Origin of the sequence: Bradyrhizobium vignae, from assembly GCF_900324035.1 — a bacterium.
In the GTDB taxonomy this organism is placed as follows: Bacteria; Pseudomonadota; Alphaproteobacteria; order Rhizobiales; family Xanthobacteraceae; genus Bradyrhizobium; species Bradyrhizobium vignae.
Map to the genome: position 1 here is coordinate 2,592,712 of NZ_LS398110.1, position 16,086 is coordinate 2,608,797.

Annotated in this window: 14 protein-coding genes and 1 tRNA gene; 10 read left to right on the forward strand and 5 right to left on the reverse strand. The window is 59.4% G+C overall.

Annotated features, from left to right (window positions below; translation table 11 throughout):
- Positions 1-13: 13 nt before the first annotated feature.
- The 4 genes from BRAD3257_RS12565 to BRAD3257_RS12575 all read left to right on the forward strand — a co-directional run bounded on the left by BRAD3257_RS12565 (position 14) and on the right by BRAD3257_RS12575 (position 2,467).
- Positions 14-760 (forward strand): SDR family NAD(P)-dependent oxidoreductase, encoded by a 747-nt coding sequence (locus BRAD3257_RS12565; protein ID WP_244607934.1) that lies wholly within the window; start codon positions 14-16, stop codon positions 758-760.
- A 17-nt stretch (positions 761-777) separates the two neighbouring features.
- Complete coding sequence (locus BRAD3257_RS12570) at positions 778-1,533, forward strand: amino acid ABC transporter ATP-binding protein (RefSeq protein WP_122406519.1); 756 nt, start codon at positions 778-780, stop codon at positions 1,531-1,533.
- A gap of 395 nt (positions 1,534-1,928) precedes the next feature.
- Positions 1,929-2,029, forward strand: a tRNA-Ser gene (locus BRAD3257_RS39680).
- Positions 2,030-2,275: 246 nt separating this feature from the next.
- Positions 2,276-2,467, forward strand: coding sequence for a hypothetical protein (locus tag BRAD3257_RS12575; protein ID WP_122402095.1), 192 nt, complete (start codon positions 2,276-2,278; stop codon positions 2,465-2,467).
- A 428-nt stretch (positions 2,468-2,895) separates the two neighbouring features.
- Here BRAD3257_RS12575 and BRAD3257_RS12580 read toward each other — a convergent pair whose 3' ends face one another.
- The gene (locus BRAD3257_RS12580; RefSeq protein ID WP_122402096.1) at positions 2,896-3,111 is read right to left on the reverse strand and encodes a hypothetical protein; all 216 of its coding nucleotides are present in this window, start codon (positions 3,109-3,111) and stop codon (positions 2,896-2,898) included.
- 693 nt (positions 3,112-3,804) lie between these two features.
- Between BRAD3257_RS12580 and BRAD3257_RS12585 the strand changes: the two genes are divergently transcribed.
- Genes BRAD3257_RS12585 through BRAD3257_RS12595 form a run of 3 tightly spaced genes read left to right on the forward strand, consistent with a single transcriptional unit; the run spans position 3,805 to position 6,370 of the window.
- Complete coding sequence (locus tag BRAD3257_RS12585) at positions 3,805-4,050, forward strand: hypothetical protein (protein WP_122402097.1); 246 nt, start codon at positions 3,805-3,807, stop codon at positions 4,048-4,050.
- 51 nt (positions 4,051-4,101) lie between these two features.
- Positions 4,102-5,307 carry a serine/threonine protein kinase gene (locus BRAD3257_RS12590; protein ID WP_244607935.1) on the forward strand — a complete coding sequence of 402 codons (1,206 nt, stop codon included), beginning with the start codon at positions 4,102-4,104 and terminating at the stop codon, positions 5,305-5,307.
- 37 nt (positions 5,308-5,344) lie between these two features.
- A complete protein-coding gene (locus BRAD3257_RS12595; RefSeq protein ID WP_122402098.1) occupies positions 5,345-6,370 on the forward strand; it encodes a nucleotidyltransferase family protein in 1,026 nt (341 codons plus the stop codon).
- Positions 6,371-6,500: 130 nt separating this feature from the next.
- Here the strand turns inward: BRAD3257_RS12595 and BRAD3257_RS12600 are convergent, their stop codons facing one another.
- Positions 6,501-6,884 (reverse strand): H-NS histone family protein, encoded by a 384-nt coding sequence (locus BRAD3257_RS12600; RefSeq protein WP_122402099.1) that lies wholly within the window; start codon positions 6,882-6,884, stop codon positions 6,501-6,503.
- A 722-nt stretch (positions 6,885-7,606) separates the two neighbouring features.
- Here BRAD3257_RS12600 and BRAD3257_RS12605 point away from each other — a divergent pair.
- The gene (locus tag BRAD3257_RS12605) at positions 7,607-7,975 is read left to right on the forward strand and encodes an H-NS histone family protein (RefSeq protein WP_122402100.1); all 369 of its coding nucleotides are present in this window, start codon (positions 7,607-7,609) and stop codon (positions 7,973-7,975) included.
- 55 nt (positions 7,976-8,030) lie between these two features.
- Here BRAD3257_RS12605 and BRAD3257_RS12610 read toward each other — a convergent pair whose 3' ends face one another.
- The 3 genes from BRAD3257_RS12610 to BRAD3257_RS12620 all read right to left on the reverse strand — a co-directional run bounded on the left by BRAD3257_RS12610 (position 8,031) and on the right by BRAD3257_RS12620 (position 14,137).
- Positions 8,031-9,497 (reverse strand): exopolysaccharide biosynthesis polyprenyl glycosylphosphotransferase, encoded by a 1,467-nt coding sequence (locus BRAD3257_RS12610; RefSeq protein WP_122402101.1) that lies wholly within the window; start codon positions 9,495-9,497, stop codon positions 8,031-8,033.
- A gap of 138 nt (positions 9,498-9,635) precedes the next feature.
- Positions 9,636-11,714, reverse strand: coding sequence for a hypothetical protein (locus BRAD3257_RS12615; protein ID WP_122402102.1), 2,079 nt, complete (start codon positions 11,712-11,714; stop codon positions 9,636-9,638).
- Positions 11,715-11,806: 92 nt separating this feature from the next.
- Positions 11,807-14,137, reverse strand: a complete 2,331-nt coding sequence (locus tag BRAD3257_RS12620) for an AAA family ATPase (RefSeq protein WP_122402103.1) — start codon at positions 14,135-14,137, stop codon at positions 11,807-11,809.
- A gap of 319 nt (positions 14,138-14,456) precedes the next feature.
- Here BRAD3257_RS12620 and rfbC point away from each other — a divergent pair, with 319 nt between their 5' ends.
- Positions 14,457-15,014: a dTDP-4-dehydrorhamnose 3,5-epimerase gene (gene rfbC / locus BRAD3257_RS12625; protein WP_122402104.1), complete on the forward strand. Its 558-nt coding sequence runs from the start codon at positions 14,457-14,459 to the stop codon at positions 15,012-15,014.
- Between the two features lie 10 nt (positions 15,015-15,024).
- Positions 15,025-16,083, forward strand: a complete 1,059-nt coding sequence (gene rfbB / locus BRAD3257_RS12630; protein WP_122402105.1) for a dTDP-glucose 4,6-dehydratase — start codon at positions 15,025-15,027, stop codon at positions 16,081-16,083.
- Positions 16,084-16,086: the final 3 nt, after the last annotated feature.

Genomic DNA, 16,086 nt, shown 5'->3' on the forward strand with positions numbered 1-16,086 from the left:
CGGCAAGTCCATCGTGATCACCGGCGCCTCGTCCGGAATTGGGCGTGCCATCGCGTGCCGGTTTGCGGCCGAAGGCGCGCGGCTGGTTCTCGCCGATGTCACCACCGATGTTCGCGAGGGCGGCGTGCCGACTATCGATCGGGTGCGGGCGGACGGCTACGAGGCGGAGTTCATTCGCACCGACGTCTCCTCCGAAACCGATACAGAGCAGGCGATTGCGCTCGCTGTGGAGAAGTTTGGCCGGCTCGACGGTCTGGTGAACAATGCGGCCATCGGCATCGGTAAGCCATTGCTCGAGACCAGCCTCGCGGAGTGGAACCGGGCATTTGCGGTTAATCTCACCGGCGTCTTCCTGATGAGCAAGGCAGCGGTTGCGACGATGCTGAGGCAGGACGCACACAACGGCGTACGCGGACGGATCGTCAATATCTCGTCCCAGCACGGCATGATCGCCTGCCCGGAGGATATCGCCTACGGCACTTCGAAGTCCGGCGTGGTCTACATCACCCGGCAGATCGCGGCGGACTATGCGAAGCATCATATTGTCTGCAATGCCGTTGCGCCTGGGAAAATCGTGACCGGCAAGCCAGGGCGTGCGGCGGAGCCGCGCTGGATGGACTATTCCAGCAGCCGGACGCCGATGCCGCGCCTGGGCGTGCCCGACGACGTGGCAAACACGGCGCTGTTTCTGGCTTCCGACGAAGCCACCTTCATTACCGGAGAGAACATTCTCGTCGACGGCGGCTGGATGGCCGCATGACAGGCACGGAGACATCGATGACCCCCGATACTGAAACCGCAGCCCCCGTAATCGATCTGCGGGGTGTCAGCAAATGGTACGGCGCGACCCAGGTGTTGAAGGGGATCGATTTTTCCGTGGCACGGGGCGAGCGCGTGGTGGTGTGTGGTCCCTCCGGCTCCGGCAAGTCGACCATGATCCGCTGCATCAATCGGCTGGAGGAGCATCGGGACGGAAGGATTATCGTGAATGGGGTGGAGCTTGACCACTCCACCAAGAACGTTGACCTGGTCCGCCGCGATGTCGGGATGGTGTTTCAGCAGTTCAACCTGTTTCCGCATCTGACTGTGCTGCAGAACCTGATGATTGCGCCGGTCAAGATCCGCAAGATCCCCAAGCCGGAAGCCGAAGCGACGGCGCGGGAGCTTTTGGCGCGGGTGCGGATCGCCGAGCATGCGGACAAATATCCGAGCCAGCTGTCCGGCGGACAGCAGCAGCGCGTCGCGATTGCGCGAGCACGTTGCATGAAGCCGAAGATCATGCTGTTCGACGAACCGACGTCAGCGCTGGATCCGGAGATGGTCCAAGAGGTGCTCGACGTCATGGTTTCGCTCGCGCGTGAGGGAATGACCATGGTATGCGTGACGCACGAGATGGGATTTGCCCGGACCGTTGCGGACCGGGTGGTGTTCATGGACGCCGGCCTCATTGTCGAAGAGGGATTGCCTCAGGAGTTCTTCTCGAATCCCAAGCACCAGCGCACGCGCGCATTCCTGAAGCAGATTATGCACTAGCCACAAGGCGGGAAGAAGCGCGATGGCTGCTGCTGTCCTGCCATGGAAACAGCTTCTTCCTTCGACTCAAGCTTCGTGGCTCTGCGTATGCCACTAAGGGCGAAGAGCTAAGTTCCGCTAAGCGTCATGCGAAAGATTGGATGCAGGTCTGGCGGATGTGGGGAAAGGCGGAAGCGCTCCACCGTCTCGAAACCCCGACAGACAATTGCGTGACGCCTCTCAATACGGTCGTCCTCGCGACGCGAGGTGTTTTGGTCCTGTCTCCGCTTGGATAGCGCGAGTAGTGCGCAGCCCGAACTAGATGCCAAGTTTCTCCGGGGACAATGTCCTGACCACGCGGACAATGGGTAGTGCAACGAGGCCCATGATCGTGCGACGAATGCCCATCTTCGGCCGGATAAGCCCAGTGGTGCGACCAATAAGTCATTGATTGTACTCACCCCGCGGCTGACTCTTAATCAGCGGGTCCCAGGTTCGAGCCCTGGTGCGCCCACCAAATTTTCTGATAATTCAATAGCTTGCAACGTCCCTCTGGCGACCTGCGGTTCGTCGGCCACTTTGGGTCACGCAATGGCTCCCCGGAAACTCTGGTCAATCTGGGAACGGGCTCAAGGATTAGATTTCGCGCGCTATCGGTACTCTCGGGCCGCCGAGGTGCCGGCTCGCCGCAATCGAATCCTTGCGCGCCACCGCAAGGAAGCGGGCGATATGATTCTCGAAACCTCTCGTCACGAGCGCCACTGTGGGAGGCCTTATCGAGCTCTATCTAAAAGAGGACGATGGGCTTGCCGATCTCCAAGGCTCCATCAATAGCATGATGGTGGACCAGCCAGGCATCAGCCGCTCCATTCGGCTCGACGAAAATTTTGAGGAGTATCGCGAATACATCGCCGATCCCGACGCCCTCAACGGCGAATATGACGCTCGCAGGTGATCGCTGTCACGGGCGCACTCGCGTGCGATAGCTCGTCGCTCGGAGCCTTCGCGCGCGCGACGCCGACGCTGATCGTCGTCTTTCTCGGGCGCGCCGCGCTTCCGCCCTTCGAACTTTCTCCCGGAGCCGCTGCAATTGAGCGAGCAGGCTAACGAGCTCGATTGTTGTATGACGCAGAACTGCCAGGCTGCAAACCCCACTACTCACTACAAACACCCCCAAACAGGCCCTTGTCGAATCCGTGACGGGAAGCTCGGATTTGTGATGACGTGCCAATGAGGTCTAAGCGATGGGTGCTCGGGCCGTCCGTTCGCTTTACGACGATACGCGGAAATAATTTCGCGCATTATCCTGCTGCGTCGCAGCAAGATGCGTGCATCGGAAAATGAGAATTTGGGCGCCTCTCTGAAACAGACTCGTCATTTGGCTCAGCACGAGGGAGCCGCTCCAAGAATCTCCGCCGTCCGGACAATTGGCTCTTCGACCCAGGCCTCGCGGGCGAACCAGTTGTGATTGGCCTGACAGATCGGACAACGAGTATTGCCGAAGAACACGATGCTCCGCAGGAAAGTCTCACGATCGGATTTGATGCCGGTGGGAATCGCGCGACCGGTTTGCGGACACTTGACCATGACCATGCCCATACGAGCCTCCCTGAAACACGTATTTGTCGAGTAAAAGGGCCGGTCGGCTGGAGCGCGCTCTCGTCGGTGCGGGTGACTTGGGGGGGCATCGCACCTGGGGTCGTTGTTCGAGCAAAGGGCAGCTTGCTCGTGACGACGCTTCTCCAACCGACCGGATTCCTGCTTGGCGATTTCTTGGGATGCCGCCGGCTTCGTGCGGCAACGCTGAATGGTGCTGCGATCTCAACCGAAAGCTTCTGGAAGGCCCCTGACAATTGTCGTGTGGAAATGCCTGAGACTTCGTGCGGAATGGTCCGCTCGCGACGAAACCATTTTCTTCCTCTCGACGGACGGATCGGCCAATCGCATCACTCGTTTCACTCCCCACTGCGTAATTCGTTAATATTCTCCGTTTGCATTTAATGTGCAAATTAAAATTTGCTCTGTCGGTCTGATTTGCGACTCTCGGCAGATTTATTTTTTTACGCGGCGCGATGCATGCTGAAACCATCAGTGCCTCTCCCGTAGGCTTCAGCAGCCCTATCCTCGACGGCGGTTCTGTGCGTGGTGCCCTTTGTGCGCGGTATTGAATGGTCGCGCGAGGTTCAAATATGAAACAAATTTTGATTGTAAGCTAAATATATAAATCTCGTTGTTAATTGCTGCCGATCACGTAAGCTAAACTGGTCCAAGTTTCTTCGGCTGGAGGAGACGATGTGGGAATTAATTCTTAACGGGCCCGACCTCACCTCGGAGACACCGCAATTGGCTCAGATGCGCGCGGAGTTGGTAAGCATTGGCGAGAAGGAGCGCATTCTGAGAGAGCGGAGTGCCGATCGCGAAGCTTATCGGTACCTCTTGGACGCTCATCGGTTGATCGCGAAAGCGAGCCTTCTTGGAGAGCAGGTGTTGAAGATTTCTCCGCAAGAAAGGGGCAAGGACGGTCAGCTCGCGGCATGACCGACTGGATTGTCATTTCGAAAGCGCAGGCGACGGCCGTCCGTTTGTCGGGTGCCGCCAAAACAGCGCATCCCGGACGCTCTCGCCGCCTCGCCGGTGCAGGGCGAGGCAGATTTGTTCAAATTGGTTGAAGCCGTGCTGGAAAGATCGTCGGCAGAGATGGTGTTGAGACCGGCCCCGGATGCAGTGTTTGCGCTGCTCGACGGTCGATCAATGCTGTTCAGCGAGGCAGGGCAGAAGATCTTTGAATTCGACCGGGTAGGGGCATTCATTTGGTGTAAGTTGGCGCAAGGCGCCTCTCTGCAAGACGTCTATCAGGGGCTTTCGGAGCTCGGCATTGACGAGCACACGGCACGCCGGTTCACGCGACAGGTCGTAAATGTCTGGATCGATCGAGCGTTGCTCGAAGTCGATTGGCGAATGCCGACCGATTTCGCCTTCTCGGCTAATCTAGGCCGGCACCGAATAAGCGTCCGAGCGGCAAATCGGGACCTCTTGAGGCGGCTGCTTTCGCCATTTTGTGTGTCGGACCAGGGTGGGGACGGCGACATCGCGATCGAGGCAATGATGCTGGACGAGCAGGTGCTCTTGCGCGCAGAGGATTCCAGCATCTCCAGATGTGACGTCGAAGCACTGGCTCCTACAATCAAAGCTCACGTCACCGAGCGGCTTATTCGAAGCAATCGTTGGGTCTTCTCCCTTCATGCCGCTTCTCTCGTGAAAGACGGCATGGGCCTGCTGTTGTGCGGTCAACCGGGAGCCGGAAAGTCGACCCTCACACTGCAGCTGGTGGACGCCGGATTTCGCTACGCCGGCGATGACGTTGCGCTGGTCGGCGCTGACGGAACGATCTGCGGAATCCCGTTTGCGATCACCCTCAAGGAAGGATCGTGGGGCTTGCTCTCGCGACTACATGGCGACCGGTACGACGCGACGCATTGTCGCTCCGACGGCGTTCGGGTGCGGTACCTACCCATTGCGGATGCGCAGGACCAATGCGTTTCCGCAGGCTGGATCATCTTCTTGAACCGGGTCGCGGGCGGTCCGGCCGAACTGACTGCGATAGATCAGTTGGATTCGATGAAGCGGCTCATCGAGAACGCATTTGCTGCTGACGGAAGACTGTCGCAGACCGGTTTTTTCGCTCTAAAGCGGATTGTTGCGGGCGCGCGATCACTTCAACTCACCTACTGCGAGGCCGCGGAGGCTCGGCGCTTGCTCATGGAATTGTGCAATGGGTGCAATGGCAAGACATAGCGGCGCGCTCACGAGCCTCTGCAATTGCTTGCGAGGCATGCCGCCCGCCGATGTAGAGTGGACGTCCGTCATCGGGCTCGCAAATCAGACCCTGACGACGCCGGCGCTCATCGACTTTGTCGACAAGTTCGCGTCGGTGCTGCCTCAGGACGTCTGCACATATATTCGCCATATCCACCGCCGCAACGTGCTGCGCAACGATCGGTTGCTCGCTCAACTGGAAGAGGCCGTCGTCGCGATGAACGGCCTGGGAATTACGCCGATCATGCTCAAGGGGGCATCGACACTGGCGACCGCGCCCGAAGAGCGGCGAGGCGTTCGGCTGATGTCCGATCTGGATATTATGGTCATGCCGGACGAAGCCGCAACGGCAATCGCCGCTCTCTCTGCAATTGGCTACCATATCGAGTATCAAACCCCGCCCGAAAGCCAGAGATGGCACGTCGAGTTGAATCGGTTGCAGGACGTCGGGACCATCGACCTGCAGCAGGCAGCTCCAGGTCCCGCGTACCTCTACCGGAGCTTCGGGCATGCGCTGAACCATTGCGTCCCAGCGGCGCTGGGACGGGGACGCGTGTATGTCCCTACGCCCGCCTACCGGGCGCTCATGCTGATCATCCATGACCAATTTCAAGACTATGGTTACTGGCTCGGCGACCTCGACCTGCGGCACCTGATCGAATTACGCGATCTAAACAATTCCGCCGGGGGCCTCGATTGGATGGAGCTTACCTCACTTGTCCCGGGCGAATTGATGAGGAACGCGGTCGAAACCCAGCTGCTCGCTCTTGCTGAGCTGCTTGGCGTCGAGATTCCGCGAGCGCTGCGCTCCCGACTGATTCCCCGGCTGCAGTTCATGCGACAGTTGATGCAAGCACGCTTTCCGGCCACGCGCCTGCCCTTCCTCGCAATGATGGTGCTGGATCTCGGAAACTACCGAAAAGCGGCAAGTGGCGCCCAGCAAGCTGCCGCGCGTCCGCGTGGACCATGGTCCTTGCCGAGAGCGGGCACCGTGCAGTTCCTGTTGAAGGCGGCCGTGGCGGTGCGCGCAGGGAAGGTCTAAACCACAAGCGCTTTCGGTCGGCGCGTCCCCGGGCCGACGTCTTCAATCCGCCGCGTGCGGAGCCAGCTGGTAGCTCCCGATCCGTCGAGCCGAACGATCTCGCGCCTGCCGGCATTTGCAGCGGGGGCCATCAATGCTCGTGACCGCCGGCATTCCGGTTGGACGCTTCGCCGTTCTCGCGAATCCTGAACTCCTCCAGGGTGTGTCCTGATTGGAGCGCGGCGACCAGCCAGCGTGGCTGCTTGCCGCGCCCAGACCAGGTCTCGGTCGGTTTGAGGGGGTTGAAGTATTTCGGCACGACCTTCGGGTATTTGCGCCGGGGCGGCTGGCTCGGGCCCGTCCCCGTCGCCCCGCCCTCCGGCCCACCGAATTGATCCGGTTGATTGAGTTGCGCGAGGCGCTTTTCCAGCTCCCGCTTTTCGGCCGTGATCTTTTCAGCAAGAATCTTTGTTAGCTCCTCGTGGAGGAGCCATAGTTCTTCAAAATCCATGGCTTCGAGATCCTGCCTGTGCATAGCATTCTCGTCACCGTTGGACCGACGCCCTCCCTGCTTGTCTCTCACCCCGAATATGGCTTTTCGAGCGGCGAATAACAGACGGGACCAAGGCTGGTCTTTCAAATTGACGCGATAATAAATAAATAATATATTATTTAATATATATTGCGAGGATTATTTTCATCGATTTACCGAAGGCGAGAAAACCTTGCTGCAGGCTCGAAAAGAAACATCGGACATTATCGACTGCCCGCTGGTGCGTCTTCAGGCGGCGATCAGTCGGTTTGTCGCTCCCTCGGCGGCATCGACCGACATCCAGGCTTTGAAGCTGCAAATCCAGCTGCGACGGCTCGCTCTGAGGGACATCGCAGTCATAAGCTCGCGGTTGCAGCGGGCTGACGGCCGCATTTCGCGGGGATTATCAGCGAAGAAAGGCGGTCTTGCGCGCCGGTCATGCTCGCCGGGGGCGCGGCGCGGCAGACGGCTATCACGCCTCGTTCAATGAGCCGTGCTTCGTTTGAAAAGGGGCCTCGGTGCCCGTAGGACGCGTGTTGTTACTTTGGCCGCTATTAAATTGAGCGGGATAATCCTTTTTCAGTCTTGATTGGAACCGGCGACGCAGTTATGTGGAGCACCGAACTGCTGTTCGGTTCCACATATTTTTTTGGGGACTGACCCAGTCGGGTTCTTGATTACTCGGCCGGGACAATATTAAATGGGCGCAACTACAGGATGCTAGCATGTCGACCAAGAAGCTCGAACTAGAAGCGATGTCCATCGATGATCTATGGTCGCTTCATGAAGAAATTAGCGGCATTTTGTCGGATCGGATCAAGGCGGAAAAGCAGGAACTGGAGAAGCGTCTGGCGGTTCTCGGCGGCGGGATGGCCGTGTTAGCCGAAGCAAACGGGCCGGGCGTCTCTCCGAGCGGCAAACCGAGGCGCAAATATCCGCGCGTACTGCCGAAATATCGTAACCCGCAGACTTCCGAAACCTGGTCGGGACGTGGCAAGCGCCCACGTTGGTTGGTGGCCGCGATGAAATCCGGCCGTCGGATCGAGGAGTTTCGTATCGGAGAAGCGGCTCCGAAGCTTCGGCAACGGGCGTGAGAACGAGCTGCGCCTGCGGACTGGCGCAGCTCGGCGCTTCGCGCGGAGATCGAGGCTAGTAGGCGTTGCGCCCCCGCAATACTTCCATGGGGGTTCGCAACAGGATTGCGAGATCCAGCTGAAGACTCCAATTGTCGATGTACCAGAGATCGTACTGTACACGTGCCTCAATCATGGGCGCGGTGGGCGTTGCGCCGCGGCAGCCGTGGACCTGGGCCCATCCCGTCAGCCCCGGCCTGACCTTGCGGCGAAAGGCGTAGTTTCGCACGAGCTTGTCAAACTGTCCGTCGTGCGCCAGGGCGTGGGGACGCGGGCCCACCAGTGACATACTGCCGTCGAGAACATTGAGCAGTTGCGGCAGTTCATCGAAGCTCGTCCGACGCAGCCATTTGCCCACGCGGGTGACGCGTCGGTCGAGAGGAGTGGCCTGAGCGATCAGGTTGCCGTCCTCGAGCACATGCATGGTCCGGAATTTGCGGATCAAGAATGTCCGGCCGTTGAAGCCACAGCGCTGCTGTCGGAAGAATACGGGGCCGGGAGAATCCAGCTTGATTGCGACTGCAGCCAGCACAAGCAGCGGTGCAGATATCGCCAGCGCGAGCCCCGCGCCGACAACATCAATGATCCGCTTGGCCGCGCATTCGAGGGAGCTTAGGGGACCGCGCTGTAATTCAACGCAAACGGCGCTTCCAAGGCTCCGAGTCGGATGTCGAAGCAGTTCGGATGTCGTGCCGACGGGCACGAACACGATCGGGAACGGCAATACCCGGAGATCGGCGACCAGCGCCCGGAGCTCGGGCCATCGCTCGGGACTGGCCTCGACCACCACCTGGTCGAGCGGAGCGTTGCGAATATAGTCGATCACGCGAGAAGTGAGCCGCTTTCGACCGGCAGGCCCGAAGCCGATCGGCGGCAGGCTGAATCGTCCCTTGACGCAATATCCGTGCATAGCCAGGGCCTCCGGCAGCCCGGCGTTCTTCGAAAGCGGTTGGTCGCTGATTAGAACGATATTGGTGCTAGCGAATTTTCTTTCGCTCAGACCCCTTATCAGCAGCGACCTGATCCCCCATCGCTCGGCCACAAGTAACGCCAGGCCGACGATGGCAAAGAGTGGGCCTGCTTCCTGAGATGCGCCCGGGCGAATTGCAAAGCCGTACGCAGCCCAAATCAAGAGCAACAGTGACGCCCAGGTCACGCAGACGGCACGAACCTGGTTCTTGAGCACGAGGAGCTCAATCGGGCGATAGAGGCCTTGAGCCTTCAGCACAGACGCCAGACAAGCTGCGCTCACCAGTGCCAAGCCAAATGCGTTGCCGTGGTCTCCCCCGGTCTGCCCGTTCTGGAGCCGGTACAGAAGCGTGGAGACGATGCTGGCAAACAGAATCGTCGCGATATCGGCACAGAGCGCAACGTGTTCGATCCGGTCATAACGCAGGGGCCATTTATGCCGGGATGCCGACGGCTCGAGACTGACACGAGCCGCATCATTCTGATCGGGGAGGTGTCGGTTCACGAAGTTCATGGCGAGGCACTCGGGATTAGTATTTAATCTATTATTAATTTATTGAATGTTTCAAGCGAAAATAACGTTATTTAAATATCGGTATCTCCCTGCCGCATATGCTCGGTCGCCTGTCCAGCGAGCGGAATACGTCGGAAGTTACCGCGCTGTCCCGCGGCCGGGTGGTCTGTTGGGCGGAGGGAGTTCCGTTCCGGGCGAAGGAGCCCGAATTTCCTTGCGCATGCTCTGAAGAGCGGCTGAATCCCACTCCGAAATCAGATTGTCCACCAGGCCCTTCCCGTCTGCCGACGCCGATTGATAGGCGGCAATCAGAGCGGGGCGGAGACTGGCTTGTTTGGTCAGGGCAATCCTGACGTCACGCTGCACCAGTTCACGCAGTTCAGGCTCGCTTGCGACCGAGACCTCGCCGAGAGCGACAGTCAGCCGTAGCGGAAGTAAGGCCAAATCGTTTGGTGCTGTGTAGTACGACAGCTTCAGCAAGGCCGCGACGTCATAGTCGGCCGATCTCTGCTCCCTCGAGAGCGCCGCGAGCATGAGCCAAAGATCGCCTCGTAGCGGCGAATACTGCAGTGCCCGTGCCAATACCATCGGCGCGGCCGGACCGCCTCCGATCTCCGGCCGTGACGCTGCCGCTTCATTGGCGGTGGGCTGCGGCGCAGGAGCCAGCCTCCCCGGACGCAAATCGCCGTCGCCGCGGGGCGAGCTCGGAAGCGCCCTTAGAAGGGCTTCGCGTGCCGCTTCAACCGGCAAACGGCCCGGATACGACGGCTGGGCGAGCAGCCTGACTGTTTGCGCGATCAGAACCACTGCGATGAAGCCCAATCCAATACGCATCGATGCATTGGCAATCCCGTATGTGCGTGTTGGCGCACATGTCGGACGGGGATTATCCGGCTCACTTACGAGCCGCGTCGATTGCGACGGCAAGGCCGCAGTCGCTGTATCGCTTTGGCTTTGAGCAACCGCCAGTCCGAACATCGCGGCAGCCAACAGCGATGCGCCGAACTGGAGAATACCGTCCTCGACCAAGGCCAGCAGGGCCAGCGCAGCCGCAGCACCGGACCCGATGGCCGCGTAGACGTAGTCACGCCTTCGCCGCAGGGAACATCTGAGCAAAGCCGCGGCGCCAAGTACCGCAAGCATCAACAGGCCATAGAGAAATGGGCGGCCCATTTCGATTGCGATGGCAGCGGCAGCCGTCGGGCGCTCTCGCGACAACGGCGCGCCGATATCGCGATGGATCGGCAGCAGTGCTGCGTACGTTCCTGCGCCGGACCCCGCCTGGCCGGCATCTTGCAACATCCGTTCAGTCGCCGCCAGGTTGTGCGCTGATAGGGCGATCGTGAGATCGGTATTCTGCCTAACCGGCAGCAGGGTGAACGCCGCCAAAAAGAGAATTGCAGCCGTGGCGAGCACGCTCGCCATTCCCCAGACCCCATAGAACCAGTTTTGGATCGCGAACGCGGCGAGAACGATTCCCACTCCGAGCAGTGCAGCTATGGCAGTTCTCGTCCCGTCTCCCCTGGCAAGGATCGCCGACAGGCAGAGAAGCGCTGCCAGGAGCGCGAACGACAGGGTGGTCGCCAGCCGAAACGAGAACTGCTTGGCCCGGCGGCGCTCCTCGAAGGCACGGACCAGCATCGCTGCAGACAGCACCAGACCCAGCACTGCCGGTACTGCGCCGGTTACGGCCAGCACCGGAGCATCGCCGGGCGAGAGACCGTCCGATCCGACCGCCTGCCCCACGAGCAAGTTCGCACTGACGATCGCCGTGACCGAAACCAACATGGCGAGGAGTTGCCACGCACGCTCTTTGTCCAGCGCGACGACGGTCGCGATGAGCGCGAGGGCGACAGTAGTACCGTAATGCAGGAATGCCTGCATGGTTGCGCCTATGTCCACCGTGAGCCGTCCGGCAAGGGGGACATTCAATGCGGCCGATGCGGTTTCCCATATCGGATTGCCGAGGCCGTGGACAGGAATTGGAGCGAGCTGGAGGGTCATGTAGATCGCCGGTACAACGAGAACGACGGGGAGAAGGGGGCGTAACCGTCGTGACAGGCGCGCGATTGAGGAAGATGAGGTGAAAACTGCGGTTGCCAGCACAGCGATCGCGAGAACAGCGGAGCATAGCGCTCGCGCTTGCGGGATCTCGGGCATTGCAAAAGCCACGGCGACGGACACCAGGAGTGCCGCCATCAGGAACCTGACGAGCATACGACGCACCTCTCGGGCTTGGCGTTTCTCCGAATGTTCAGATCGGTAGGCTCTTCAGCGCACAAGTCGCGATGATGCACGGCGACAGGCGCTCAGGAGCTCGAGAGACCATAGCGGACATAGTGACTGTCATCGTAATAATCGCTTCGGTAGGTGTCGTATCGCGCCATCGCCTTGATGTCAGTCTTGTTCAGCACTGCGCCGATCAGCGAGTCCGAGATCGTCGGGGCGGTGTGCAGTGCATGCTGTACGACGTCGATCTTCGTGCGACCCCACTCGACGACGAGAACGTAGCAATCGACCAGAGGAGCTGTGACCCGTACGTCGACAAGCGGACTCAGCGGTGGAAGATCGACAATGACATAGTCATAGCTTTGCCGCAGGCTCTCGAAGAGCTTGCATATCGAGCCGTCGGACAGAAGCTCGCTTGAATGAAGCACGGGCCCGCGCTGAACGGCCGGAAGAACGGCGAGAGCCGTCCTCGGATCCCGCCATAGCACCTCCTCGAGTGAGCGATCACCGTTCATGACTTCAATGATGCCATCCACGGCCTTGGGGACGAGACGGGCCGAGAGCGACGGATTCCGGAGATCGCAGTCGACAATGATCACCTTCTTCCCGCTGTGTACGATAAGTTGCGCCACTGAAGCGGCAATCGTGGTCTTGCCCTCATTTGGCAGGGCTGATGTGATGCCGATCACCTGGTTGGAGGTCTTCGCAGGGCTGTGGTCGATCGCGAGCTTGATCGAGCGAATTGCCTCAGTATACCGAGACAGCGGCATGCCGACGACTGCGCGATGAATGTCTGGAACAGCCGGCAGTATTCGTTGATTCAGGTCTTCTTGGGTCTGTTGAAGCCGGGCCGTCAGCCTCTGCTGTTTGGGCAGACTTAGCACTGGCACGAGAGACAGGCACGGCAATTCCAGCGCGGCCTCGAGCTGGGACGACGTGCGGAAAACGCGGTCCATTACGTCTCTGACGAACGCCAGGAGTATTCCCAGCGCGAGCCCACCTAGAAGGCCGATGCCGAGGACCACCTTTATCTTCGGCTTGCTCTTGGTTTGGGCTGCAGAAGCAGGGAAGATTATCCGCGTCTCCGAAATGGGAAAGGTCTCCTGCTGAGCCGAGCCCATGTAATGTTGCAGAAACGTCTCGTAGAGCCCGCGCAGGCTTTTCGCCCGACTCTCCAAATCTCTTATCGTGAGCTCCGCCGAGTTAGTGAGACGCGATTGCGCAATGGCCACAGACAGACGTTTTTCGATTTCTTGCTGCCGCTGTTTGGCAAGCTCGAAGTCGCTTCGACTGATTTCGGAAAGTCGCCTGACCTCATCGAAAATCGAGGTGCGAAACTCACGCATCCTGTTCCGGATGTTGACGACTGCCAGGTGGTCGCGACCGACACGGGCCGACAGTTCGGCTTCACGCCTAGTGAGTTCGAGATACTGCTGGCGCAGAGCCGTAATGATTGGACTGTTCGTCGCGTCGGCCCCGACGGCGTCGAGATTGCCGATCGAGGACGGTGTTGCTGGATCGGAGCTCAGGAGGCTTTCATAGCGAGCTAGTTTGGCCGCGGCCTCGGAACTCTGCGCGCGGGCGGCGGCCAACCGGGTATTGAGCTCCGTGATCTGCTGCTCATCGATCGGCTTTCCACCGGACGAAACGATGTTGTTTTGAGATTTGTAAGCCTCAACTGCACGTTCGGCGGTCAGCGCCTCCTCACCGAGAGTTCGCAACCGTTCCCGGAGCCAGCTTGTTGCAGTTCGAGTGGCTTCGAACTTCGCCTCGAGCTGATCATTGATGTAGGCTTTGGCAATTGCATTCGCGATCTCCGCCGCTAGCACCGGATCGCTTGAGCTGAAGTTGACCTCAATGACGTGGCTGTAGCCAACGCGGCTTGCAGATAGGCGATCCAGAAAGTTTGCAATTGTCGTTTCTGACGGCTCGTCTGATGTGGCAGATTGCGAATGTTCCGGTAGTTTTGATCCCCATCTTCGGATCCAGCGCCACAGCGAAGACAGTGACGGGCCGTATTCCTTAAAATCGGGATGGTCAGCGAGCTTCAACTGGCTGATCACAGCCACAGCGGTTGCCCTCGATTTAATGATCTGCAACTGTGTCTCGATTTTCGCGACGTCGACGAGGGGTTCAGACAGAAGAGATTGCTTCTCGATAAATTGCGCCCTTGGATTCCCGAGCAGGACCTGAACCTGCGCCGTATACGTTGGCGGCACCAGCCGCAGGTATATGAGGCTGGTCGCAGTGACGAGTGCTGCGGTGACGATGATCACCAGATATTGGCGCCGCGCGAACACGAGGGCCAGTTTGATCAACTCGCCGATGCCCGCCCCGTCCATGCGGTCGGGCGGCGTCTGCATCAATGGGAGGCGTGTTCTGTCGGTCTGGAGCGGATTGGTCTGAAGCATCAAATTAGGTCTCTCGGGCCAACAATGAGGTCGCGGGGGTAAGTGGTGCCGACGCCGGTTAAATTGAGTGGCGGCATTTAAATAATATATCCCATAAACTGTGGATTGCCAATTAAATGAATCGCGGATATTAAAGGGGCGCAATTAATATCTCCTGGCGGCTGACCGATGGCTGGGGCGGTCGATTAAACCGGACGCCTTCCCCTAACCGGACTGATGGCTGAACTGATGGGGCCGTCCGCTCGGTTTCGAGGATGTCCGGAAGACAGGGCCGGCTCGTCTGCATGGATCGACGGCTGACGTACTGGAGCGTGCCGCGATGCTGGAAGTGCGAAGTCTGGCCACTCCGGACGTAAAAATGGTCCGAACAGATCGTTTTTCCGATACCCGTGGCTATTATTGCGAGACATTTCGCCGCTCCGCTTTTGCCGGAAAGGGAATTGCCCACAACTTCGTCCAGGGCAACCAGTCCTCCTCGGAGCGGGTTGGGACGGTTCGCGGTTTTCACTTCCAGCGGCCTCCGTTCGCCCAGGCCAAGCTGGTCCGGGTGTTAAGGGGAGCCTTTCTCGACGTTGTGGTCGATCTTCGGCGCTTGTTCCCGACATTGGACAAGCACGTCTCGGTTAGACTGGACAGCGAGAGCGACGAGCAGCTGCTCGTTCCAAAAGGGTTCGCTCACGGCTTCTGCACGCTCGAGCCTCAAACCACGGTCTTTTACAAGGTCGATGAAGTCTACTCGCCGGACCACGATGGCGGCGTTTATTGGGCGGATCCCGACTTAGCGATCGAGTGGCCGGTGAAGGCCTCAGAGGCACAACTTTCGCCGAAGGATCGAGCGCTTCCCACTTTCGGCCAGCTTGCTTCAGTACTTGAATAGAGGACGTGTCATGCGTGTCCTGGTGACGGGTGGAGCAGGATTTATCGGGTCTGCGGTCTGTCGCCAATTGGTCCTGGAAGCGGGGGCCTCGGTCGTCAATGTCGACCGGTTGACCTGTGCTGCCAATTTGGCATCGCTGACATCCGTCGACGGTACCAGCCGTTATCGATTTGAGCAGCACGACATCTGCGATCAGGAGGCGATCACTCGTCTGTTCTACAAATGGGAGCCGAGCGCAGTCATTCACTTGGCAGCGGAGAGCCATGTCGATCGGTCGATTACCGGGTCGGCGGCGTTCATCAGCACCAATATCGTCGGCACCTATACTGTGCTGGAAGCAGCCAGGCGATATTACGACGGGCTTTCAAGCCAGAGGCAGAGACAGTTCAGGTTCATTCACGTGTCGACGGGCGAGGTCTACGGTTCGTTAGGGCCGGCCGACTGCTTCCGGGAAGACACCCCTTATCGGCCGAGTTCACCCTATTCGGCGAGCAAAGCCGCCTCGGACCACCTCGCGCTCGCCTGGTACAGGACCTATGGCTTGCCGGTGATCGTGTCGAACTGTTCGAACAATTACGGACCGTTTCAATTCCCGGAAAAGCTCATTCCGCTGACGATTCTCAACGCGATCGAGTACAAGTCGTTGCCTGTCTATGGCGACGGCAGCAACGTGCGCGATTGGCTTCATGTCGAGGACCATGCAGCAGGCCTGATCAGGCCGCTATTCGAAGGCAGGGCCGGAGAGAAGTACAATTTCGGCGGCGACAGCGAGCGCTCGAACCTGGAGGTCGTCACCCGGATTTGTGACGTGCTCGATCGCTTGCGTCCAGGGCCGGCAGCGAGGCGATCGCTGATCTCGTTTGTGCGGGACCGTCCGGGACACGATGCACGTTACGCGATCGATGCGTCCAAAGCTCGCAGCGAGCTGGGATGGCGGCCGACCCGAAGCTTCGAGCAAGGTCTCGCCGACACGGTCGAATGGTATCTGGCCAGCGGCACCTGGTGGGCACGGGCTCGCAATATGGTCTACGACGGCTCGCGTCTTGGTTTCCCAGCCACCCAACACTGAGGT